Raw genomic sequence first — 21,174 nt, 5'->3', positions numbered from 1 at the left:
ATGGCCGCGCCGCCCGTAGTCGACCTGCCATTCATCGACGAAGGACTGGCCGCGGATATCGCGAGCGGCCTCGACGCCGTCGAGAAACTGCTCCGTTCGGCCGCAGACAGCGAGGACGCCTTCGTCGCGGAGGCGTCCAGGCATCTGATTCTGGCCGGAGGCAAGCGTTTCCGCGCGATGATCGTGCTCCTGGCGTCCCATTTCGGTGACGCGACCGCCCCCGGCGTCGTGCCGGGGGCCGTCGTCATCGAGCTCACCCACCTGGCGACGCTCTACCACGACGACGTGATGGACGAGGCGCGGGTGCGCAGGGGGTCGCCGTCCGCGAACGCGCGGTGGGACAACACCGTGGCGATCCTCACCGGGGACTACCTCTTCGCCCAGGCGTCGGAGATCCTCGCCGACCTCGGGCCCGAACTGGTCCGCATCCAGGCGCGGACGTTCTCGCGGCTGGTGCGCGGGCAGATCCGCGAGACGATCGGGCCACGTCCCGGGGTCGACGCGATCACCCACTACATCGAGGTGCTCGCCGACAAGACGGGCTCGCTGATCGCCACCTCCGGGCGGTTCGGCGCGCTGCTGTCCGGGGCGCCCGCCGAGGTCGTGAGCCGCCTCACCAGCGCCTGCGAGGCCATCGGCGTCGCCTGGCAGCTCGGCGACGACCTGCTCGACGTCGCCTCCTCCGCCGGCGAGAGCGGCAAGACCCCCGGGACGGACCTGCGCGAGGGCATCCGCACGCTGCCCGTCCTCTACGCCCTCGAATCGACAGGGCCCGAGGACGCGCGGCTGCGCGAGCTGCTGGCCGGACCGGTCGGCGAGCAGGACATCGACGAGGCCGTCACGCTGCTGCGCGCGAACACGGCGATGGCCCGCGCCCGCGCCGACCTGATGGCATGGGTGGAGCGGGCCCGCGCGGACCTGGACGCCCTGCCGGACATCCCGGCCCGCGAGGCCCTGCTGGCCCTGTGCTCCTACGTGGCCGACCGCTCGGGCTGACCCTTACGTGCCGGCGAGCAGCTCCACCACGGGGGCCAGGCGCTCGGCGAACATCGCGTTCACCGTGATGTACGACGCCTGGTAGGCGTCCCTGCGGCGCAGCAGCCGGTCGGCCATCTCGCGCGGCGTGCCCCGCAGCACGGCGATCGAGTCCTCCGGCACGTCGGGCCCGAGCTGCCGGGCCAGCCACGGCGGCACCTCGTCGCCCACCACGTGCAGGCCGGTGCTGATCTCCAGGCGGTCGAAGTCGTCACTGGCCAGCCGCAGCAGCCGGACGGGCTCGGCCAGGCCGTCCTCGGGCGTGCCGGCGTCCAGGGCAACCGCGACGGTGTCGGCGTTGCGCGCGGCGAACCCCAGCATGCGGGCCCCCGCCGCGGCGATCAGCACGCGCGGCGTCGGCCCCGGCGCGGCGGAGCCGACCGCCGGCCACTTCCTGACCTGGCGGATCACCTCTTCCAGCCGCCGGATCCGCTCGTCGTAGCTGCCGAACGGCACGCCGAGCCTGGCCGTGTCCTCCCGGGCGTCCGGACGCCCCGCGCCGAGGCCCAGCTCGAAGCGTCCGCCGGACAGGAAGTTCATCCCGGCGACCTCCCAGGCGACCTGCTCCGGACGCCGGTACGGAACGGCCAGCACGAACGTGCCCAGCCCGATCGTGGTCGTCGCCGACGCGGCGGCGCTCAGCGCGAGCAGCGGGGGAAGGGTGTTCAGCGTGTCCGGCGTCAGGAACGTGGCGTAGCCCAGGTCCTCGGCGCGGCGGGCCAGCCCCGCCCACTCGCCGGCGTCGGCCGCCGACGCCGCCACCACCCCGAAACGAAACAGACGATCAGCCATGACGGTACCCCCTCGGTTCCCGTCGATGCTCTCGCGCGGCGGGGACGGAGGTCGTCACCCCGCCGTGGACGCCGCTCCTACCGCCCGTGGGGTAGCGACGGCCCGCCGGGTACGTCCGGCGCGGTAGATCGGGGAGCCCGGTCTCAGACGGTCTCCAGGGCCGGCGTCGCGGCGGCGGCGCGGCGGGTCTGGTGGGCGTGGCGCAGCCCCTCCCAGCTGAAGACCGCCAGGGCCAGCCAGATGATGACGAACCCGGCCCAGCGGCTGGGCGGCATGGTCTCGTGGGCGACCAGCACGCCGCACAGGAACTGCAGGATCGGCGCGATGTACTGCAGCAGTCCGATCACGGTGAGCGGCACGCGGATCGCGGCCGCCGTGAACGCCATGAGCGGCACCGCCGTGATCACACCGCCGCCGGCGAGCAGCGCGGCGTGGGCGAACCCGTGGCCGCCGAACGTCGCGGTGCCCTGGGCCTGCAGGAACGTCAGGTAGCCGAGCGCCGGCAGCAGCAGCACCAGCGTCTCGACGGTCAGGCTCTCGGCCGCGCCCACGTTCGCGACCTTCTTCACCACGCCGTACGTGCCGAAGGACACCGCGAGCACGAGCGCGATCCACGGCGGCCGTCCGTAGTCGGTGGTCAGGACCACGACGGCCAGCGCGCCGAGCCCCACGGCCGCCCACTGCCACGGGCGGAGGCGCTCGCGGAACACCATCACGCCGAACAGCACGCTGACCAGGGGGTTGATGAAGTACCCCAGCGCGCTCTCGACCACGTGCCCGGCGTTCACGGCGTAGATGTAGACGCCCCAGTTCACCGAGACGATCACGGCGGCCAGCGTCAGCAGGGCCATCTTCCTCGGCTGGCGCACGAGCTCACGGAACCACGACCAGTGGCGTCGTACGAGCAGCACGGCGATCACCACGACCAGCGACCAGACCATCCGGTGGGCGAGGATCTCCACCGCCCCGGCGGGCTTGAGCAGCGGCCAGTAGAGGGGGAAGAGGCCCCACATGGTGTAGGCGGCGATGCCGTACAGCACACCACGACGCGATTCAGGCATGTACCCTATTTTCGCTACTTACTGTCTTTATCACAAATAAGTAGGGCTTCATGGTGGCTTAAGCGTTGCTAACACCAGGGAACAAGGCGGCCGCCCCCGTGGTTGGCTTGACTGCACGAACACTCTGACGGAGGTGCACGATGGGCTGGCTCTTCGGCAACAACAAGACTTCGATGGTCACCCCCGAGGACGCGCTCCCCGGCCGCGCCGAGACGATGCCCGTCCCCGCCCGCCACGCCGTCCTCGACGCACCCCTCGCCCCGCCCTACCCCGAGGGCACCGAGATCGCCGACTTCGGCCTGGGGTGCTTCTGGGGCGCCGAGCGCAAATTCTGGCAGACCCCCGGCGTCGTCACCACCGCCGTCGGCTACCAGGGCGGCTACACCCCCAACCCGACCTACGAAGAGGTCTGCACCGGCCTCACCGGCCACACCGAGGTGGTCCGCGTCGTCTACGACCCCACCCGCGTCTCCTACGAAGAACTCTTGAAGGTCTTCTGGGAGTCCCACGACCCCACCCAGGGCATGCGCCAGGGCAACGACACCGGCACCCAGTACCGCTCCGCCATCTACACCCACACCCCCGCCCAGCAAAAGTCCGCCGAAACCTCCCGCGACGCCTACCAGCAGGTCCTGACCAAGGCCGGCTACGCCAACATCACCACCGAAATAACCCCCGCCCCGCCCCTGTACATGGCCGAGGACTATCACCAGCAGTATTTGTACAAGGTCCCCAACGGCTACTGCGGCATCGGCGGCACCAACGTCAAGCTGGGTGACCCGTCCGAGTGGGGCGCCTGTCAGACGGGGCTGGTTCCGACCGAGGAGTAGCTCCGCGGCTCTCGCCGTACGGCTCGCGCTCACCCCTGGGCGCGAGCCGTATGCCTACCGTCCTCGCTTGCGTTTATTTCGTTTATTGCGGATACTGCGAGTAGGAGGTACGGCGATGACAGATGTGCAGGCCAAGCGAGTACAGCCCGGAAGCATCGATGCTGAGATGGCCGGTCGTGCTGTGCGCCGCATCAAGGACCACCTCATGCGGTCTCAAGAACAGTCGACCATCCGTGTTGTCGGGGAACACGGTGCCGAGGACCCATTGATCTTGCCTCGGGAAGCTGTGAGCCTCTTGGCCTTTATCCTTGCCCAGGCAGCTGAAGGGCGAGGAGTGACGGTCATCCCCTCTCATGCCGAGCTGACGACCCAGCAGGCGGCAGACATGCTGAACGTCTCGCGCCCCCACCTGATCAAGCTTCTAGCGGAAGGAGAGATCCCCTTCCGCTTGGTTGGCAAGCACAGGCGTGTTACATACGAGGACCTTCAAGAGTACAAACGTCGCGATGACGCCAAGCGCCGTACGGCTGCCGATCAACTAGCTGCACTAGGCCAGGAGTTGGGCATCTGAGCATGAGCTTTGTGGTGATCTACGACGCGAATGTGCTCTATGGCAACACACTTCGCGATCTGCTCATCCGTCTGGCCATGACGGGGCGGCTCCAGGCCAAGTGGACCAGCAGGATTCTCGACGAAATGCAGCGTAACCTTGCCGTCAATCGTCCAGACATTCCGGAGGAGAAGCTGGGCAAGCTTCGCCTGCTTATGAACTCCGCAGTCCGAGACTGCCTGGTCGAGGGGTACGAACCTCTTATCGAGGGACTGAAGCTACCCGACCCGGATGACCGGCATGTGCTTGCTGCGGCGATCAAAGTAGGAGCACAGGTCATCGTTACGTCAAATCTCAGGGACTTTCCTTCGGAACACTTGGCGCCCTGGGAGATCGAGGCCAAGTCTCCCGACGACTTCGTGCTGGACCAGATCGATCTCGATGGACGAGTGGTCTGGGCCTGTGTTCAGCAGATCGCGGACTCGCGAGTGAACCCGCCGGAGGCCGTAGACGATGTGCTCGACACTTTGGAGAAAGCAGGTCTGGTCGAATCAGTCGCCGCCCTCCGGGCCGGTTAGCGGACTACTGAGGCGGGGACGGCGGTGAGCGTGATTTGCCGGCTGAAGCGAACCGCTAGCACGCGGCAACACTTGTTCAGGTGTCGAACGGCTACCGCGGCACCGGAGGCACCAACGTCAAGTCAGGTGACCCCTCCGAGTGGGCCGCCTGCCAGACGGCCTGATCCCGACCGAGAAGTAGCTCTCCAAGGAGTACCGGTCTTCGGATGCGGGTCGTTCTGTTCTTCGCCCCGCGTCGCGGTGGGATGACGTACGCTGGCACCGCCTGGTTACACTCGATGCATGAGCGTGATGCGCGAGGAACTGCACCACTTGGTGGACTGCCTGCCCGAGGAGAAGGTGGCCCCTCTGCTTCGCCTTGTTCGTGACCAGCTCGACGAGCGGCCCGTCGTCCGTGACCTGCCGTTCATCGGGATGCTCGAGGCCGAGCCGGATTTCGCGGAACGCTCTGAAGAGATCTTGCACTCGGAGGACAATCACTCTTCGTGATCGTCATCGATTCGGGGCCTTTGGTTGCAGCGGTCAACATCCGGGACCGGTACCACGAACCCTGCGCCAGGCTCCTGCGGAGCCACCCCGGTCCGCTTCTCGTTCCTGCGACGGTCGTCACAGAAGTCTGCCAGCTCATAGAGAGACGGCAGGGAAGCAAGGCGGAGGCGGCGTTTCTCAGCTCCTTTCGCGCTGGGCTGGCTCTGGCCGATGTCACCGCCGAAGATCTGGACCGGATGAGCGAGCTTGTGGAGATCTACAGCGATCTTCCGCTGGGGGCTGTCGACGCCTCCGTGATCGCGTTGGCTGAGCGGCTTGGCCTGACCGAGGTTGCCACACTCGATCGCCGTCATTTCACCGTCGTGCGCCCCCGGCATGTGGACGCGCTCACCCTTCTGCCCGAACGACTCTGAACACGAGATCGAGAACACGTCTCGTGTCATGCACACGTGGTGGCTACTGCGCCCTCGGCGGAACCGGCGTGAGCTGCCCCATAGGCCTCACCACCGGCGAAGGCTGACCTGTGAGCGCGCTGCGAAGGGCGGGCTCCGCCCGAAAAAGGCCCTCGCTTCGCTCGGACTGTGCCTATTGGGGCTCTCGCCCCCGAACTCTACGGCGGGGGCTCCACTTCAGATGACAGAGCCAGGCAGGCATCATCTTCTGTCGTCACATTCTGTATCTGTGTAGTCACATTTAGAGTTAGGTGCATGACGGTTCAGCGTGATGCCGCTGAGCTGAGCGTCACTGAGGCCGCCCAGCCTGGCGCGTTCGGTCGCGGACACGGGTGAGCGGATCGCGCTTGATGACGTACTTGCTGCCTTCGGGCAGACGCGGGAGTCGTCGGCTGCGATGCCGAATGACGAGTAGACGTGTCCGATGTCGTCTTCACCGCCCCGGCGGTCGATGACCTCCGGCGAATGCCGACGCCGAGGTGTACGCGGAGGCCACGGCCAGGGTCCGTGCCGCTGGAAAGGGCCGTCCCGAAGTGCTGCGACTCGCGGAGATCATCGAACGCCTGGGTGCGATGGCCGATCATATCCGCGTCGGCCAACCCCCTGCCCGGGAACCGGTGCCGGACTGGCTCGCAGACCGCCTCATACGCACGGTGGGGATGTCTCGCGAGACATCGCCACTCTTGGTCTACGACAGGCGGTTGATCTCTGGGCTGAGTATCGGTCAGACCCGCGGTAGCTCCAACCTCCCTTTGCCCCGTATCGCGGATCTCATCATGCGGACGGCGTGCGGATGGTCCTGTCCGCCGCGCGGGCCTGGTGGGGGCGGGTGAGTACCCGCCCCCTTCGTCGTGTCGTGCTGTCAGAAGCCGGCGGTGATCTGGGTGAACTGCCACCCGGGCTGGTCGCGGTTGGTGGCCCAGAAGGTGAGCCGGGTGAGGCCCTTGGCCTTGGCCCAGTCACGGATCTGGGTCCACTGGGCCGGGGTCGTGGTCTCCCCCTGGTCGGACACGCCGTTCATGCCCGAGATGCCCATGTGGGCGTAGGCCTCGGCGTCGCTCCAGCCGAACGCGCTCTTCAGGGAGCTCTTGAGCCCCTCGGAGGCGTTGACGGTGTCCTGGTACATGTCGGTCGCGCTGAAGTCGAACGCCATGATCGTGTAGGTGTCGATCGGCGCGCCCAGAGCCTTGGCCTGGTTGACCAGGCGGACGCCCGGGACGTCCAGGCCGGTCTTGAGCGTCGGGATGGTGACGGTGATTTTGACGTTCGGGTTGTTCTGCCGGACGACCTTCAGGCCGTTGAGGATGCGGTCCTGGACGATGGGGTTCCCGAGCTCGTCGAAGTTCTCGATGTCGAAGTCGAGCACGGCCGGGCCGAAGGCGTTGATGACCTGCTGGACCGCCTGGGCGAAGGCCTGCGGGGTTGGGCAGGACGGGCCGAGCTTGTTGCCGCTCCAGCCGCCGAAGGAGATCGCCACGATGCCGCCCCTGGACCTGATCGTGTTGATCGCCGCGGCGTCGACGCCGCCGGTCAGCGGGCGCATGCCGTCCCACGCCGGGCTACAGGGGCCCGAGGACTGGATGTAGGCCATCGTGAAGGACTTGACGCCGGTGTTGGCCATGACCGTGCCCGGGCTGGGCGGGATCCCGGAGCCCATGTACAGGTACGGGGCGCCGGGCAGCCTGGAGGGGTTGGGGCTGGGGGTGGTGCAGCCGGTCGTGGTGGCGCTCACCTCACGGCCCGCCGACTCCCCGCTGACGTTGTAGGCCTTGATCGTGTACTTGTGGGTCTCGCACTTGCCGAGGCCGGAGACGGTGGCGGTGGCGGAGATGACCTGCCCGCGCTGCGTGCCGCCCTCGTAGACCCGGTACCCGGTGACGGTGCTACTGGAGGTGCCCCAGTTCAGCGTGACGCTGGTGTCGTTCGCGGTCGCCCAGGCGAATCCGGGCTGGCCGGGCACCGCTGGCGCGGTGGTGGCGGTGACCCAGGAGGCGTCCGAGCGGTTGCCGGCGGCGTCACGGGCGCGCAGCATGTAGGTGTAGGTGGTGGAGGCGGCCAGTCCCGAGTCGGTGTAGCTGGTGCCGGGCACGACGGCCATCGGTGTGCTACCGCGGTAGACCTCGTATCCGGCGAGGCGGACGTTGTCGGTGGAGGCGTCCCAGGCCAGCGAGACGCTGCCGGAGGTGGTGCCGGTGACGCGCAGGTTCGCCGGGAACGAGGGTGCGACGTCGTCGCTACGGGTGACGCGCTGCCACAGCGCCGGGTCGCCGGCGGGCTCCCGGCCGGGGGCAGAGGTGTGGTTTTGCAGGCCCTGGTAGATGACGCCGTTGTAGGTGACGACCGTGCCGGCGGTGTAGGCGGTCGAGGGCTCCCAGGCGCGGACGCGCTCCCACAGCGCCGGGACGTTGGGGGGCTCCTGGCCGGACAGGGAGGTGTGGTTCTGCAGGCACTGGTAGGCGACGCCGTTGTAGGTGACGACCGTGCCGGCGGTGTAGGCGGCGTAGACGACCCAGGACACCAAGGTGCAGTCCATCGTGGTGGCCCTCACGTCACGGCCCGCCGACTCCCCGTCGCCGTTGTAGGACTTGATCGTGTAGTTGTGGGTCCCGCACTTGCCGAGGCCGGAGATGGTGGCGGTGGTGGTGGTGACCTGCGCGCGCTGTGTGCCGCCCTCGTAGACCCGGTATCCGGTGACGGTGCCGCTGGAGGCGTCCCAGGCCAGCGAGACGCTGCTGGAGGTGACGCCGGTGACGCACAGGTTCGCCGGACCCGCGGGCGGGGGGACGGGCTCCCACAGCACCGGGGTGGTGGCGGGCTCCCAGCCCGGCATAGAAGTGTGGCTCTGCAGGCACCGGTATTCGACGCCGTTGTAGGTGACGACCGTGCCGGCGGTGTAGGCGGTCAAGGGCGCCCAGTCGGGCGCGGTGGCTCGGACGCTCGCCTGCCGTGCCGCGTCGGCCTCGGCCGGCGCCGGGAGGCCCAGGCCCGTCCCGAAGACGGCCAGGACCGCGAGGTTGAGTACACGGAATCTCACGTGGCACTCCCTGGGGGGTGGGGGGTGGAGTGTGCCGATGGCTCGCCCGCGCGGCGTCCCCCCGCGCGCAGGCGGGGCGGTCACGGGCCAGGTCGTATGCGCCACCGGGCCGCCATGCCGAGATCGTGGTCGGCATCGCATGGCCCGCCGGTCGAACGGCAAGGCCGCCTGGGAGCGGGTACGCGTGGTGGAGCGGCCTCACAGAGAGCGAAGGGGAAAAGTTTATCGTTAGGAAACTTTACTAATATTTTCGGATTGTAACCCTCGCTGTCAGGTGCTACAAGGGCCCAAGTCGACTCGCGCCCGGCGGCCTCAGAGAGCGGCAGGCTCTTGCCGTGCCAGGCTCAGGCCGGCCCGTGGCGGCGGTGGTGGCGAGCGTCGTGGACAGGTCGCGCGCCTTGGCCGGCCTGAGGCCCAGCCACGTGACCGGCTCCGACAGTGAAGGGCGAGCCCGCACGCCGCCGGCACCGTGGTGAACACGACGAACCTCAGCAGATGGACCAGCTTGCGGCCCGCGACATCGGCAAGACGCCCCCCACTGGCCGGCAGGGCGACCACGGTCGGCAGGTAGGCAGGGCCACCCACCGCACCGCAGCGATCGCGGGTCTTCGTTGTGTTGGAAAAATGGGTAATGGCAATTAACCGGGGTTGTTCATATAGCGAAAAGTGGGTACAAAACCCGCACGTTTGACCGTCTCGGTTCAGGTCAGCAGGCAGGCGGATCCCCCTAGGAGAGGAACCGCGATGACGACCGCGAATCAGGCCGGCCGGCGGTTGGAGGGTGCGGCGCGGCGAGTGGCCGACCACCCCGCCCTGGAGAAGCTCGCCAAAGTCGGGTTCGCCGCGCGTGGCGTCCTGTACGCGATCATCGGGCTGGTCGCACTGCAGATCGCCTTCGGTAGCGGTGGCGAGGCGGACAAGAGCAGCGCGATCCACATCGTGCGCGACGCGCCCCTCGGCGACACGCTGCTGTGGGTCATGGCCGTCGGTCTCGCCGCGCTGACGATCTGGCAGGTGATCGAGGCCGTCTGGGGCCGGCCCGAGGTCCATCACCGCGTCGAGTCCGTCGCCAAGGCGGCCGTCTACGGCGCCCTGGTGTTCTCGATGGTGGCCCTGCTCACCAAGAACAAGGCCGCCTCCTCGACCGACAGTCAGTCGCAGGACGCCACCGAGGCGCTTTTCGACCTGCCCGGCGGCCAGATCTTGGTCGCCCTGATAGCGCTCGTCCTGATCGGCTTCGGCGCGTACTGGATTCACGAGGGGTGGACCGGGAAGTTCATGCGGGACATGCGCGTGACCGAGTCGCGCGCCCGCGGCCTTGTGGTCGGCATCGGCAAGGCAGGATATGTCGCCCGCGGCGTCATCGCCCTCGCCGCCGGCGCGTTGATCGGCGAGGCCGCCCTCACGTACGACCCCGACAAGGCGGTCGGCATCGACGGCGCGCTCAAGTCGCTCGCCGGCACCCCGGTCGGTCCGTGGCTGCTCGTCGTGGTCGCGATCGGCTTGGTGCTGTTCGCCGTGTACTGCTTCGCGGAGGCCCGCTGGCACCGGGTGTGAGCCGGATCGAGCGGCTCGTCGCCTGGGTCACGTAGTCGCAGCCTGGAGGTACGGGCGTGGCTTGCCCCGTGGGCCTGTGGTGGTCAGGTGGTGTGGAATTCGGTGGCGAGGAGTTGGGTGATGGCTTGGGCGGTGGTGGTGTCGTTGTGGGAGCGCATCGCGTTGGCGGCGATGGTGAGGCCGCGGTGGTCGTCGTGGAAGCTGTAGGTGGTGTAGCCGGGGATGTGGCCTGTGTGTCCCCACACGTGCTTGCCGCAGGGGAGGGTGAGCCGCATGAGACCCAGGCCGTAGGCGAGGTCTGGGCCGGGGACGGTGCGCTTCATCTGGGTCACCAGGGCGGAGGGGACGATCTCGCCCCGCATGAGTAGGGAGTAGAAGCGGTTGAGGTCGGCGGCGGTGGAGATGATGGCGCCGGCGGCCCAGGCGTGGGAGGTGTCAGAGCGGGTGATGTCCTCCAGATGGCCGTTCTCGTCGGTGGTGTGGCCGTTCAGGTGGGCGCCTGGGATGGTGCGCTCAGCGGTGGGCAGGAACGTGTCGCTCAGGCCGTGACGAAGGAAGATCCGGTTGCGCAGGGCGTGGGACAGGCTCTGGCCGGTGATCTTCTCGGCGAGACGGCCGAGGGCGATGTAGCCGGTGTTGGAGTAGGACCACTGGCCGCCTGGAGCGGAGACGGGGGGCAGGGCGGTGCCGCGGTCGATGAGCTGTTGGGGTGTGTAGGTGGTGGTGGCCAGCTCCCGGAAGCCGCGTGGGCTGTCTTCCCAGGTGGCGGCGTAGTCGGCCAGGCCGCTGGTGTGGTTGAGCAGCATGCGGACGGTGATCTGGCCGCCGCGGGGCAGCAGGCCGGGCAGGTGCCGGGCGATGGGGTCGTCCAGGCGGAGCTTGCCCTCGCCGGTCAGTTGCAGGATGAGGGCGGCGACGAAGGTCTTGGTGATGCTGGCGACGCGCCAGCGGCCGCTCGGTGGTACCGGGGTGCCGTGGAGGTCGTTGCTGCCGCTGGTGCCGGTCCAGCGGCCGTTCTCGTCGCGCGCCTCGGCGAGGGCGCCGGGGACTCCCCCGGCGGTGATGGCGTCCAGCGCCGCCTGCAGGGCGGTGCGTTCAGGGGCGGTCTGGGCGCGGGCGGGGCTTCGATGGGCGTTGGAGACTAAGGGGTCGACCTCGTCGGCATGGGTCTCGGGGATCATGCCTCGACCGTAGGTGCCGGCGGAACGCCTGTCGCGTCGTCCTCGTCACGTTCGACTACTCGGCGTCGGTTCGCGGCCGAGGGTCCTCGGTGAAGGGCTCTCGCATGGCACAAGGCATCGAGACGCTTACTGCACGTTGGGTGGCAGGGGTCGTCTGGCCGGTGGGTGTCGTGCCGTCTGAGGTGAGTCACCGCTTAGGTGGTTTGCGGTACGTGATCGGCTTGTCGCCCTTGCCGGGGAAGGCCATGATCAGGAGGCGTTGGCCGGCCTGTTGTGGTCCCTTCCACGTGAACCAGTCGTAGTGCACGCGGATTCGGTAGTGACCCGCCCGGCCGTTGAGTGACAGGTCGGGGAACTCCGTTCCGATCAGATCGTCCCTGAGCACGATCTCGCCGGTGGGGCTTTCGTAGCCGACCTCGGCGACGTGGTCCCAGCCCTTGGTCTCCACCGGCGGGCGGCGGGTGTAGGTCTCCAGGGTGACACAGAGGTCATGGTCGGAGTGGGTCCGGATCATCAGGTGGCCGGGGAGGGCGGCTACCAGGCCGTTGTCCTGCACCTTTTCGAGCAGGCCGTCCTCGTACGGGTCACCGTCGTCCCCGGTCGGCTCGTACGTCTCCACGACCCCGTAGTCCGTCCACTGGGGTTCCTTCATACGGATCACCTTGGCGGGTTCGATGAGCGGGCGGTGGGAGGGCCTTGAGTCGCACATGCGCTGCGCGCTGGCCTCCCACTCCTGCGTCTCCCGGTCCTCTTCAGCGGCCGCGGCCTTGACCACGGCGCCGGCGCTGGGGCAGATCTCCGCGAGCGGGTAGGTCAGAGCGTCGCGCGTCAGTCCCTGCGTCGTCTGAAGGTGGGCGACTTCCCGGGGATCGTTGCGGGTGTAGATGCCGCACAGCCAGCGGGCGTGGGTGAGGATCATGGCGTCAGAGGTGGTGGCGGCGAGTTTGATCACATTGCTCTGCCGGAGGGAGCACACGAGTCGCTGGTCCCGGGTGAGCTGGGGCCCCTCGGGCTCACCCCTCCATGTCTCGCGTACGGTGCAGTCTTCGGCCGCGGTGACCGGGCCGCGGGCGAAGTCCGCCACGGGCACGAACGCGAGCGCGACCAGCGTGGCGGCTTGGGCCAGGAGGAGCCCACGGCGGCGTGTGCGCTGGGCCAGCGGCGTCGGGTACAGGAACGGTAAGAGCAGGGCGGAAGCGAGCAAGGCCGCGCTGTACCACGCCGGGGAGATACCGAGGAAGATCTCACCGGCGTGCTTCTCCGTGAACAGGCTCTCCGGGTAGATTTGCGTGCCTTCGTAGAGGCCGTCGAAGTCCTCCGACACAGGCGTTGCCGTGAGCGCGCTGGCGAAGCCAACGGTCGCGGCGATGATCAGCGTCAGCGTCGTGAACCGCAGGGTGCGGCGGGTCCGGCGCAGGACAGCGGCCAGCGTCAGCAGCGCGGGGCCGCCGACGCCGACGAAGACGTCCATGACGAACCAGGCCAGAGCCTGCCCGCTGCCTCCGTCCACGCGGACGAACTGCTCGATCACGCCTCTGGGGCCGATCCAGAGGTACCTGCCGTGCGCCACGTTGACGGCGGCGGGGACCAGCGGCAGTGCGATGGCCACGGCGGCCGCCGGCCACCACCTGGCCGGCGGCCGTACCGGCACGTGTCCCGTGTCCGGCTGGGGAAGGGGGGCCGTCAGCTCGTGGGCACTCCTGGCATGCCACACGAGCCCGAAGACATTGACGGCACCGAGGAGCGTGTAGACGGTGAAGATGCCGGGGTACCCGCCGCCGCCGAACGTGACCATCCCGGTGGGCTGGAGGACCGAGAGCACATGCGCGATGACGCCTGTCCAGACGGTCGCCCTGCTCCACCGGGGATCCTTGGCCTGGGCGATGAGGATCGACACCCACCACACCATCCAGACATAGCCGTACCCTCCGGCCAGGGTCAGGATCTGCGCGGCGGAGTTCAGGTCCAAGAGGTCGGCGACGTCCTCGCCGAGGTCGGTCGCGACGGCGATGGTTCCGACGACGACGGAGAACAGCCGTAGCCTGCGGGAGACGGTGCCGCGGAGCACCAGGAAGAACAGCCAGACGAGGGCCAGCTGCACGCAACCGGAGGCGATGCTCGTCACCGACCAGATCCAGTAGATCTTCCATGCGTAAACCAGCGGGACACCGGCGATGGTGATCAGGCTGTGGCCGATGCTGAGATACAGGGCGAGCCGCAGCAGCCCGACCCTCCTGCCCCGGTGCGTCAGCTCGCCTCTGGCGCGCCCGCGCAGCACCTGCCACAGGGCCCAGGCCTGAAGCGCCCCGATGAGGATCAGGACGACCGCCAGCCCCCACGGGACGGTGATGGCGGCTTCTTCGTCGAGGCCGAGAAACCAGTCCATGCCGGCGTCGCGGGTGACGATCGTCCAGAGGAGGTCACCCTGGGCGGTGGTCAGCGCGAAGACGCCCAGCACAGCGACGACGGCGAGGTAGCCGAGCGCGATCAGGGCGGCGATTATCCCGAAACGGTAGCGACGCATGGCCATCTCTTTGGGGTGAAGTGGTCGCGGCGTTCAACCCTAGAGAATCGCTGGGAAGTTGATCAAACCGTGGCAAACACGGGCCTTCGGCGTGATGTCCCCAGATTTCGTGGAGTCGCCTTGGTCGACTGATATTCGCCTTATTCGCCTTGTTCGCCGGGATGGCGGGTCAGGGTTCCGCGTGCCGGTCGAGGCCGAGGGTGGCGATGAGGTCTTCGTGGAGTTCGAACCAGACACGATGGCAGGAGTCCACGTCGGTGCGGTCGACCCAGCCGCCTTCCCCGGCTCGTGCGCGCGCCAGGGCTGTGGTGAATCGTGTGTCGTATCCGCGGAACCGCGTGAGGACGCGACCGAGCCGGTCCGCGAGTGGCGTGAGCGCCCGGTCGACGCAGGCGAGCTCATGGAGCACTCCGGCGTCCCAGGCGGGATCGGAGTGGTCGTTGACGGCGAGCCGATCGCCGTCGGTGGGCCGGAGTTGCCAGTCGGTGCAGGCTTGTAGCAGGAGAGCGTTCAGCGGGAGGAACCTGCGGTGGACGTCCCGGACCTCGTCGGCGGCGCCGGCGAGGGTGAGCTCGGCCGCGAGCCGGCGTTCGTTCTCGGCCCGGCCCGGTTCGGTCAACGACCAGCCTCCGGTGCCGGCGAAGGCGGTGTGCTCGACCCAGCCGCGTGTCTCGGCGTCGCGTAGCAGCTCTTTCGTCGTGGCCGCGTCGAGCCCGTACCGACGAGCGATCGCCGCGGTGTCCGCGAACCCGGTGACGCGCACGGCGTGCAGGACCAGGAGGTCGGGCGAGGAGTCGCGCGTCACGAGCCGGCGTCCTGTCGTGCGGCCAGGCGGGTGTAGTGCTGCTGGCATGCCTGCGGGGAGTTGAACCCCATCACGTGCGCGATCTGCGCCCAGGTCAGACCCGCGCTCCGGGCGATGAACAGCAGGGCGGATTCGAGCCCTTCGACCTCGGCTCGTGCGGCGGGCAGGAGGGCGAGCGCGCTCAGGATGTCCTCCGGGTCCAGGTCGGCGTTGCGCCAGACGGCGAACTGCACGAGGTCGACCGCCGACGGCGGGACGGGCGGGGGTCGCCACGGACGGGCGTGAAGCTCATCCGCGCCCAGGTCCAGAAGACGCTCACGCGCGTCCCGCTCGGACTGGGCCTGGTCGCGGTCAGCGTGCATCGCTGGGAGCGATGTCGTCCTTGCGGTTCATGCGTCCCAGAATGCACAATCAACAAATTGTTGTCAACGTTCTATTGAAGGGCGGAGCGGTGGTCATACCCCTTAGGGAGGCCGTCCCCGACACCTGCGGGGGCAAGGCCAGTGCACTCGGCGCGTTGCTCCGTGCGGGACTGCCGGTTCCCGACGGCTTCGTGGTCTCGTTCGCCGCCTACCTCGCCGCCGTCCGCGACCTGGACCTCGGGCGGTTCGCCGGCGAGCCGGACGATGGCGGCGCGGCGCGGCAGACGATCGGGACCCGCCCGCTCGACGCCGCCGTGGTCGATGCCCTGGGACGCGTGCTGGACGAGCTCGGCGATCCGCCCGTGGCAGTGAGATCATCGGCGGCGAAGGAAGACACCGGTCAGGCATCGGCCGCCGGTCAGCACGAGAGCTTCCTCGCCGTGCACGGACCCACTGAGGTCGCCGAAGCCGTACGTGCCTGCTGGGCCTCGCTGTCCTCCCCGCGTGCCGTCGCCTACCGGGCTGCCTCTGGCCGCGATGACCAACCGTCGGACGATCTTCTGATGGCCGTCATCGTCCAGCGCCACCTGGACGCCGAGGTGTCCGGGGTCATGTTCACACCCGCGGGCCCGAACGACGCGACCCGGATCGAGGCGTCCTGGGGGCTCGGCCCCAGCGTCGTCGAGGGCAAGGTCACCCCTGACGCCTACCGCGTCTCCGAGGACGGGTCGGTCACCCGCGCCGTCGCGGACAAACAGAAGCGCCTCGACCGGCACGGCACGCGGCTCGTCGTCCGCGACGTGCCCATCGCTACCCGGAACCAGCCGACGCTCGACGACGAGACCGCCACGCGGCTGGCCGAGCTGGGGGAACAGATCGCTGCCGTACTCGGTGGCCCGCAGGACATCGAGTGGGCGATCGCCGACGGCCGCACCTGGGTTCTGCAAGCCCGGCCGGTCACCGCCGCACCCCCGCCTCCTTCCGGCGCCTCGGGCATCCCGGCCGCCGGACTCACCGGAATGCCAGGCAGCCACGGCACCGTGACCGGCACCGCGAGGATCGTTCGTGGTTTCCGCGACTTCGCGCGCGTCCGCCCGGGCGACATCCTCGTCTGCCCCTTCACCGACCCTGCCTGGACGCCGCTGCTCCGCGTCGCCGCCGGCGTCGTCACCGAAACCGGAGGCGTGCTCTCCCACGCCGCGATCGTCGCTCGAGAGCACGGCATCCCCGCCGTCCTCGGCATCCCGGACGCGACCGGCAGGCTCCGCGACGGCACCGTCATCACCGTCGACGGCACGACCGGCACCGTCACGGCGACGAACACTTGATCGGCCGCAACGGCACGGACCCGCCTCGTTCGCCGACGATCCCGCCATCGAACGCGCACGTACCAACCGAAAGGAGACGGGGGACGGGCCTGCGCGGACTCCCGCCCCTACCTGCACATGACAACTCGACGTCTCTACCTTGCACGCCACGGTGCGGCCGACGCGTTCGGGGAACTCACCGATATCGGGCGCCAGCAGGCGGGTCTGCTGGGCGAACGGCTCGCCGGCGTACCGGTCGACGCCGTGTGGCACTCCCCGCTACCCCGTGCCGCGGCAAGCGCGCACGAACTCGCCCGCCATCTACCGAACGTGCCCGTGACCGAGGCCGCCGAACTCGTCGACCACGTGCCCTACGTTCCCGGCGCGGCTGAAACGCCCCCGTCCTGGGCCGGCTTCTTCGACGGCTACGACGACGCCGAGGCAGCCTCGGGCCAGAGGCTCGCCGAGGCCCTGGTCGCCCGGTTCGCGAAGGTCCCCGGCACAACCGCGCGAGGGGCTCGGCTTCACACCCACGAGGTCCTGGTGACGCACGCCCACCCGATCGCGTGGCTGGTACGGCACGCCCTGGACGCGCCGCCATCCCGCTGGCTGGGGTTGAACAGCGCCAACACCGCCCTGACGGTCATCGAGTACCGCGACGGCCTGTCGCCCACGATCGTGATGTTCAACGACATGAGCCACCTGCCACCCGACCTCCGCTGGACCGGATTCCCCGAAGGCATCAGGCCGTGAGGCAGCTCCTTTTGTTCGTACAGGTCGGCGTGGCTCACGAGCAGGTACGGCAGCAGGCGAAGTTCTCCCTTGCCGTGATGCCTGCGGCTTCCTGTGCGATCTCGGTCAGTTGTGCCCGTGTCGCGTAACCACCCACGATCACGAAACGCTTGAGGCGCGCATCCTGGAGAGTGTGCGCCCTGCTGCCCCGCCGCGCGGGAGGAAGCTCCGCCGGGCGGCCCGCAGCGGGCAGTTCACGGGCGGTCGCCGCGATCCACACCGTGCTGACGAGCCCCACCGCGTCCATCAGGACCGGTATCGCCGGACTGCCGCTGAAGATCGCTGGGAAGAAGAAGACGTAGACGGCGATCATCAGCGCGGAGACGCCCGCCGACGACCACCCGGCGGCCTCCGTGCCGCGGCTCCAGCGGCCGTCGCGCCGCTGCCCGACGACCGTGATGACGGTGGCCGCCACTCCGCCCAGCATCATCCCCAGTTCGAGGATGTCGCCCGATCCAAGCTCGGGGAGGTCGAGTTCGTCGAGTAGTTCGTTGGCCATCCCGGCCAGCTCGACCGCGAACATCGCTCCGGCCGCCGCGCGCAGCATGCGGGACCGCCAGCGGATGACGAGCAGGTAGAGGACGTCGATCGCGGTCCACAGCGCGAGCAGGAATGCGGCATCGACCGCGTCGGGGAGCAGCGCGATCGGATAGCAGAGCACGAGGGCGTATGCCACCGCCAGATACAGCAGCCGGCGCAGCGCCTGCGCCCGGCGGTCCAGCGGTCCCGGCGCGGGGGCGCGCAGGATCAGCCACAGGAGTGCGGCCTTCACCACGGCGGCCACGAGCAGCGCCACGGTCGTCGGGGTGTCGAACCCGCCGGGGGCGTAGAAACTCAGATAAGCCGGCGGTGACCATTCGACGGCCACCCAGAGCCAGACGTCGCCGAGCGCCAGGCCCGCGACCGCCGCCGCAAGAACCAGACTTACTAATCCAATCCTGATAATCCGCCAGACATCATCCGCAGACACGAAACGCGATCTTAGTGCGACCGAGCTCCCAGGTTGTCGCTGCTTCCTCACCTGAGGAGCCGACGCCCGAGCGGCGTCGGCTCCTCGTTTCGGTCAAGCGGCCGGGGCCGGTGTGGCCAGTGCCTCCGCGCGGACGACGTCCGCGGATGAGCGGCGCAGGAGTCGCACGCCCACGAGCACCAGCGGTGCGTAGCAGGCCAGGGCCACCGCGGCGCCCACGATCGCGGGCAGCATGGCGGCTGCCACGAACGGCAGCAGGATCACCGGCACCGTCCACCAGCCGACCACTCCCGCTCGGGCGAGGCCGGCCAGGAGCAGCGGGAGCATGGCGACGCCGCACAGGATTCCGGTGAGGCGCCACACGGCGAGGGTCGGGTCGGCGGTGACGGTGTCGAACACCTTCACCGCGTCGGCGAGCGGCACCGTGTTCGGCATGACGGTGGTGAACCAGTCGGACAGCAGCATGCCGGACATCTGGATGGCGCCGAACACGGACAGTGCCACGCCGGTCGCCGTCAGGGTCCGGCCCCTCCGGCCGCGGAGCAGCGTCAGGGTCGCCGGCACGCCGAGCGCGATGAGCACCCAGGCGTAGTGGAGCAGGTTCGCCGACAGCAGCGACAGCCCGTGGTCGGCGGCCAACGAGGACAGATACCCTGCGGATGAGTCGTCCGCCTGCGGCGGCGAGGTGAGCATGCCGCCGAACATCAGGACGGGGGCGAGTACGAGCGCGAGGCCGGCGAGGCGGCGCAGCGGAGCGGAGGCGGCGGACGTGGCGTCCATGGGGTGTCCTTTCGGTTGTGCCTTGAGCTGCCGTAACGCTACGAGCGCGCACCAGCCGGCGAGATCGGCTTAGCGGGCCGTCCGACATGCGATTCCGAGTCACCCCGTCGGCCGCCGGGTCCTCTCCGGAGACGACCCGCGACCCTCTGCCGTCCTTCTCACGTCTGATCCGCGGGTCGGTCCCGACGGTTACCGTCGGTGTGCCGACGATGAGAGGAGCGGGCGTGGGCGCACCATGGAGCCGCCGGAGATGGCTGCTTGCGGGCGTTGTGGCGGGTGTGTTGTTCGCCGTCCTCGCGTTGGTCGAGGTGTACGGCGACCCGCGCGGCGCCGATGACCGGTTCGCCGCCCTCGGGCTCACTCTGGTGCTGGTGATCTGCTTTCCGCTCGCGGCGCGTTATCCGATCACCGCGATGTCCGTGGCGATGTTGTCGTTCCCGTACGCGATGCTGACCGGCGCGGAAGGAGTGGGCGGGGCCCAGCTCATCGCCGAACTGGTGCTCGTGGTCCACGCGGCTTACCGGGCCGAACCTCGTCGCTCCCTCGCCGCGTCGGTGTGCGCCGCCGTGGTTCCGGCGGTCGCGCTCGTCTGGGGTGGTGAGGGGCCGTGGGAGTTCGTCTTCTTCGGCGCGTTGGTGGGGGCCGCGTGGGGTCTCGGCACGTTGCTGCGGCGGGAGCAGTCGCGCTCCCGCCAGTTGGCCGCGCTCGCCGCGGAGCTGGCCGCCGAGCGGGAGGCGCGGGCGCGGGCGGCGGTGGCCGAGGAGCGTGCCCGCATCTCCCGTGAGCTGCACGACGCGGTGGCGCACACGGTCAGCGTGATGACCATGCAGGCAGGGGTGGTACGGCGCCGGTTGACCGACCGGCCGGTCGAGCACGACGCGCTGTCGCAGGTGGAGGAGCTCGGCCGGCGTTCCGTCACCGAGTTGCGCCAGGTGGTCGGCCTCCTGCGTCCCGACGAGGCCGACCGGCTGGCTCCGCCTCCGTCTCTGCGGAGGATCGACGACCTCGTGAAGGAGGTGCGTTCGGCCGGGCTCCATGTCACGCCCACGGTGTCCGGTACGCCGGCCTCGCTGCCGCTGGGTGTCGACATGTCCGCGTACCGGATCGTCCAGGAGGCGTTGACGAACGTGTTGCGCCACGCGGACGCGTCGGTCGCGACGGTGGACGTGACGTACGAGCCGGCCGGAGTCAGCGTCCGGGTGGTGGACGACGGGCGGGGCGCCACCGCGCCCAGACCGGGGCCGGGCGGCGGGCACGGCCTGGTGGGGATGCGCGAACGGGTGGGCATGTTCGGCGGGGAGTTGCGGGCCGGGCCGCGTGCCGAGGGCGGCTTCGAGGTGTACGCGCGCTTCCCGCTCGCGGAGGGGGCACGATGATCCGGGTGCTGCTGGCCGACGACGAGGCGATCATGCGGGCCGGGCTGCGCATGCTGATCTCCGACGAGCCGGACATGGACGTCGTCGGGGAGGCGGCCGACGGCAACGAGGCGGTGCGGCTGGCCGCCGCGATCGGGCCCGACGTGGTGCTCATGGACGCCCGCATGCCGGGCCTTGACGGCATCGCGGCCGCCCGCGCGATCAGCGAGGCGCATCCCGAGGTCAAGGTGCTGGTGCTGACCACGTTCGACGAGGAGGCCATCGTGGACGGGGCGCTCCGCGCCGGGGTCGCGGGCTTCCTGCTCAAGGTGTCACCCCCCGAGCAGTTGCTGGAGGCGCTGCGTGAGGTGGCCGCCGGGCGCGGTCTGCTCGATCCGGCGGTGGTCCCGTCGGTGATCGGCAGGTACACGCAGGCGCCGATGCCGCAGCCCCGGCACTCGGCGCTGGACCGGCTCACTAGCCGGGAGGCCGAGGTGTTCGCCCTCGTCGGCCGGGGGTTGTCGAACTCGGAGATCGCCGCCCGGCTCTACCTCGGTGAGACCACCGTGAAGACGCACCTGGGCAGGGTGCTGGACAAGCTCGGCCTGCGCGACCGCTCCCAGGCCATCGCCTTCGCGTACGAGAGCGGACTGATCCGTCCCGGCGACGACTGATAGTGCGCCCGTTACCATCTCATAAGCGGTGGTATAGCAACAGCCT

20 protein-coding genes are annotated in these 21,174 nt (G+C 69.3%); 11 read left to right on the top strand and 9 right to left on the bottom strand.

Annotation, left to right across the window (positions count from 1 at the left end):
• Complete coding sequence (locus tag BJ982_RS02525; protein ID WP_184876177.1) at positions 1–996, top strand: polyprenyl synthetase family protein; 996 nt, start codon at positions 1–3, stop codon at positions 994–996.
• 3 nt (positions 997–999) lie between these two features.
• Here the strand turns inward: BJ982_RS02525 and BJ982_RS02520 are convergent, their stop codons facing one another.
• Together BJ982_RS02520 and rarD are read right to left on the bottom strand one after the other, a co-directional pair.
• Positions 1,000–1,827 carry an LLM class flavin-dependent oxidoreductase gene (locus BJ982_RS02520; RefSeq protein ID WP_184876175.1) on the bottom strand — a complete coding sequence of 276 codons (828 nt, stop codon included), beginning with the start codon at positions 1,825–1,827 and terminating at the stop codon, positions 1,000–1,002.
• A 143-nt stretch (positions 1,828–1,970) separates the two neighbouring features.
• The gene (rarD, locus tag BJ982_RS02515; protein ID WP_184876172.1) at positions 1,971–2,888 is read right to left on the bottom strand and encodes an EamA family transporter RarD; all 918 of its coding nucleotides are present in this window, start codon (positions 2,886–2,888) and stop codon (positions 1,971–1,973) included.
• A gap of 140 nt (positions 2,889–3,028) precedes the next feature.
• Here rarD and msrA point away from each other — a divergent pair, with 140 nt between their 5' ends.
• The 5 genes from msrA to BJ982_RS02490 all read left to right on the top strand — a co-directional run bounded on the left by msrA (position 3,029) and on the right by BJ982_RS02490 (position 5,748).
• Positions 3,029–3,718: a peptide-methionine (S)-S-oxide reductase MsrA gene (gene msrA, locus BJ982_RS02510; protein ID WP_184876170.1), complete on the top strand. Its 690-nt coding sequence runs from the start codon at positions 3,029–3,031 to the stop codon at positions 3,716–3,718.
• A gap of 115 nt (positions 3,719–3,833) precedes the next feature.
• Entirely contained in the window at positions 3,834–4,289 is a 456-nt protein-coding gene (locus BJ982_RS02505; protein ID WP_184876168.1) for a helix-turn-helix domain-containing protein, read from the top strand.
• A gap of 2 nt (positions 4,290–4,291) precedes the next feature.
• Entirely contained in the window at positions 4,292–4,846 is a 555-nt protein-coding gene (locus BJ982_RS02500) for a PIN domain-containing protein (RefSeq protein ID WP_184876166.1), read from the top strand.
• Positions 4,847–5,128: 282 nt separating this feature from the next.
• Positions 5,129–5,335 carry a hypothetical protein gene (locus tag BJ982_RS02495; protein ID WP_184876164.1) on the top strand — a complete coding sequence of 69 codons (207 nt, stop codon included), beginning with the start codon at positions 5,129–5,131 and terminating at the stop codon, positions 5,333–5,335.
• A complete protein-coding gene (locus BJ982_RS02490; RefSeq protein ID WP_184876162.1) occupies positions 5,332–5,748 on the top strand; it encodes a type II toxin-antitoxin system VapC family toxin in 417 nt (138 codons plus the stop codon). Before BJ982_RS02495 ends, BJ982_RS02490 begins: the two co-directional genes overlap by 4 nt.
• Before the next feature lie 901 nt (positions 5,749–6,649).
• Here the strand turns inward: BJ982_RS02490 and BJ982_RS38880 are convergent.
• Positions 6,650–8,821, bottom strand: a complete 2,172-nt coding sequence (locus BJ982_RS38880; protein ID WP_239123595.1) for a carbohydrate-binding protein — start codon at positions 8,819–8,821, stop codon at positions 6,650–6,652.
• Positions 8,822–9,565: 744 nt separating this feature from the next.
• Here BJ982_RS38880 and BJ982_RS02480 point away from each other — a divergent pair.
• Positions 9,566–10,378, top strand: coding sequence for a DUF1206 domain-containing protein (locus BJ982_RS02480; protein WP_184876160.1), 813 nt, complete (start codon positions 9,566–9,568; stop codon positions 10,376–10,378).
• Positions 10,379–10,461: 83 nt separating this feature from the next.
• Here BJ982_RS02480 and BJ982_RS02475 read toward each other — a convergent pair whose 3' ends face one another.
• The 4 genes from BJ982_RS02475 to BJ982_RS02460 all read right to left on the bottom strand — a co-directional run bounded on the left by BJ982_RS02475 (position 10,462) and on the right by BJ982_RS02460 (position 15,250).
• Positions 10,462–11,559, bottom strand: a complete 1,098-nt coding sequence (locus BJ982_RS02475) for a serine hydrolase domain-containing protein (RefSeq protein ID WP_184876158.1) — start codon at positions 11,557–11,559, stop codon at positions 10,462–10,464.
• 187 nt (positions 11,560–11,746) lie between these two features.
• Positions 11,747–14,083 carry a hypothetical protein gene (locus BJ982_RS02470; RefSeq protein WP_184876156.1) on the bottom strand — a complete coding sequence of 779 codons (2,337 nt, stop codon included), beginning with the start codon at positions 14,081–14,083 and terminating at the stop codon, positions 11,747–11,749.
• Positions 14,084–14,252: 169 nt separating this feature from the next.
• Positions 14,253–14,888 (bottom strand): helix-turn-helix domain-containing protein, encoded by a 636-nt coding sequence (locus BJ982_RS02465; protein WP_184876154.1) that lies wholly within the window; start codon positions 14,886–14,888, stop codon positions 14,253–14,255.
• The gene (locus BJ982_RS02460; protein WP_184876152.1) at positions 14,885–15,250 is read right to left on the bottom strand and encodes a DNA-binding protein; all 366 of its coding nucleotides are present in this window, start codon (positions 15,248–15,250) and stop codon (positions 14,885–14,887) included. The genes BJ982_RS02465 and BJ982_RS02460 overlap by 4 nt, the downstream gene beginning before the upstream one ends.
• A gap of 89 nt (positions 15,251–15,339) precedes the next feature.
• On the opposite strand from BJ982_RS02460, the gene BJ982_RS02455 reads away from it, so the two are divergent.
• Together BJ982_RS02455 and BJ982_RS02450 are read left to right on the top strand one after the other, a co-directional pair.
• Positions 15,340–16,578 carry a PEP/pyruvate-binding domain-containing protein gene (locus BJ982_RS02455; RefSeq protein WP_184876150.1) on the top strand — a complete coding sequence of 413 codons (1,239 nt, stop codon included), beginning with the start codon at positions 15,340–15,342 and terminating at the stop codon, positions 16,576–16,578.
• A gap of 117 nt (positions 16,579–16,695) precedes the next feature.
• A complete protein-coding gene (locus BJ982_RS02450; RefSeq protein WP_184876148.1) occupies positions 16,696–17,310 on the top strand; it encodes a histidine phosphatase family protein in 615 nt (204 codons plus the stop codon).
• A gap of 34 nt (positions 17,311–17,344) precedes the next feature.
• On the opposite strand, the gene BJ982_RS02445 is transcribed toward BJ982_RS02450, so the two are convergent.
• The gene (locus BJ982_RS02445; RefSeq protein WP_184876146.1) at positions 17,345–18,319 is read right to left on the bottom strand and encodes a hypothetical protein; all 975 of its coding nucleotides are present in this window, start codon (positions 18,317–18,319) and stop codon (positions 17,345–17,347) included.
• A gap of 93 nt (positions 18,320–18,412) precedes the next feature.
• Positions 18,413–19,099 (bottom strand): hypothetical protein, encoded by a 687-nt coding sequence (locus tag BJ982_RS02440; protein ID WP_184876144.1) that lies wholly within the window; start codon positions 19,097–19,099, stop codon positions 18,413–18,415.
• 224 nt (positions 19,100–19,323) lie between these two features.
• Here BJ982_RS02440 and BJ982_RS02435 point away from each other — a divergent pair, with 224 nt between their 5' ends.
• Both BJ982_RS02435 and BJ982_RS02430 read left to right on the top strand, forming a co-directional pair.
• Positions 19,324–20,475 carry a sensor histidine kinase gene (locus BJ982_RS02435; protein ID WP_184876142.1) on the top strand — a complete coding sequence of 384 codons (1,152 nt, stop codon included), beginning with the start codon at positions 19,324–19,326 and terminating at the stop codon, positions 20,473–20,475.
• Positions 20,472–21,128: a response regulator gene (locus BJ982_RS02430; RefSeq protein ID WP_184876140.1), complete on the top strand. Its 657-nt coding sequence runs from the start codon at positions 20,472–20,474 to the stop codon at positions 21,126–21,128. The genes BJ982_RS02435 and BJ982_RS02430 overlap by 4 nt, the downstream gene beginning before the upstream one ends.
• Positions 21,129–21,174 lie beyond the last annotated feature (46 nt).

Origin of the sequence: Sphaerisporangium siamense, assembly GCF_014205275.1 — a bacterium.
In the GTDB taxonomy this organism is placed as follows: domain Bacteria; phylum Actinomycetota; class Actinomycetes; order Streptosporangiales; family Streptosporangiaceae; genus Sphaerisporangium; species Sphaerisporangium siamense.
Note: the sequence above shows the minus strand (reverse complement) of the source record. Positions and strands in the feature narration are given on the sequence as shown.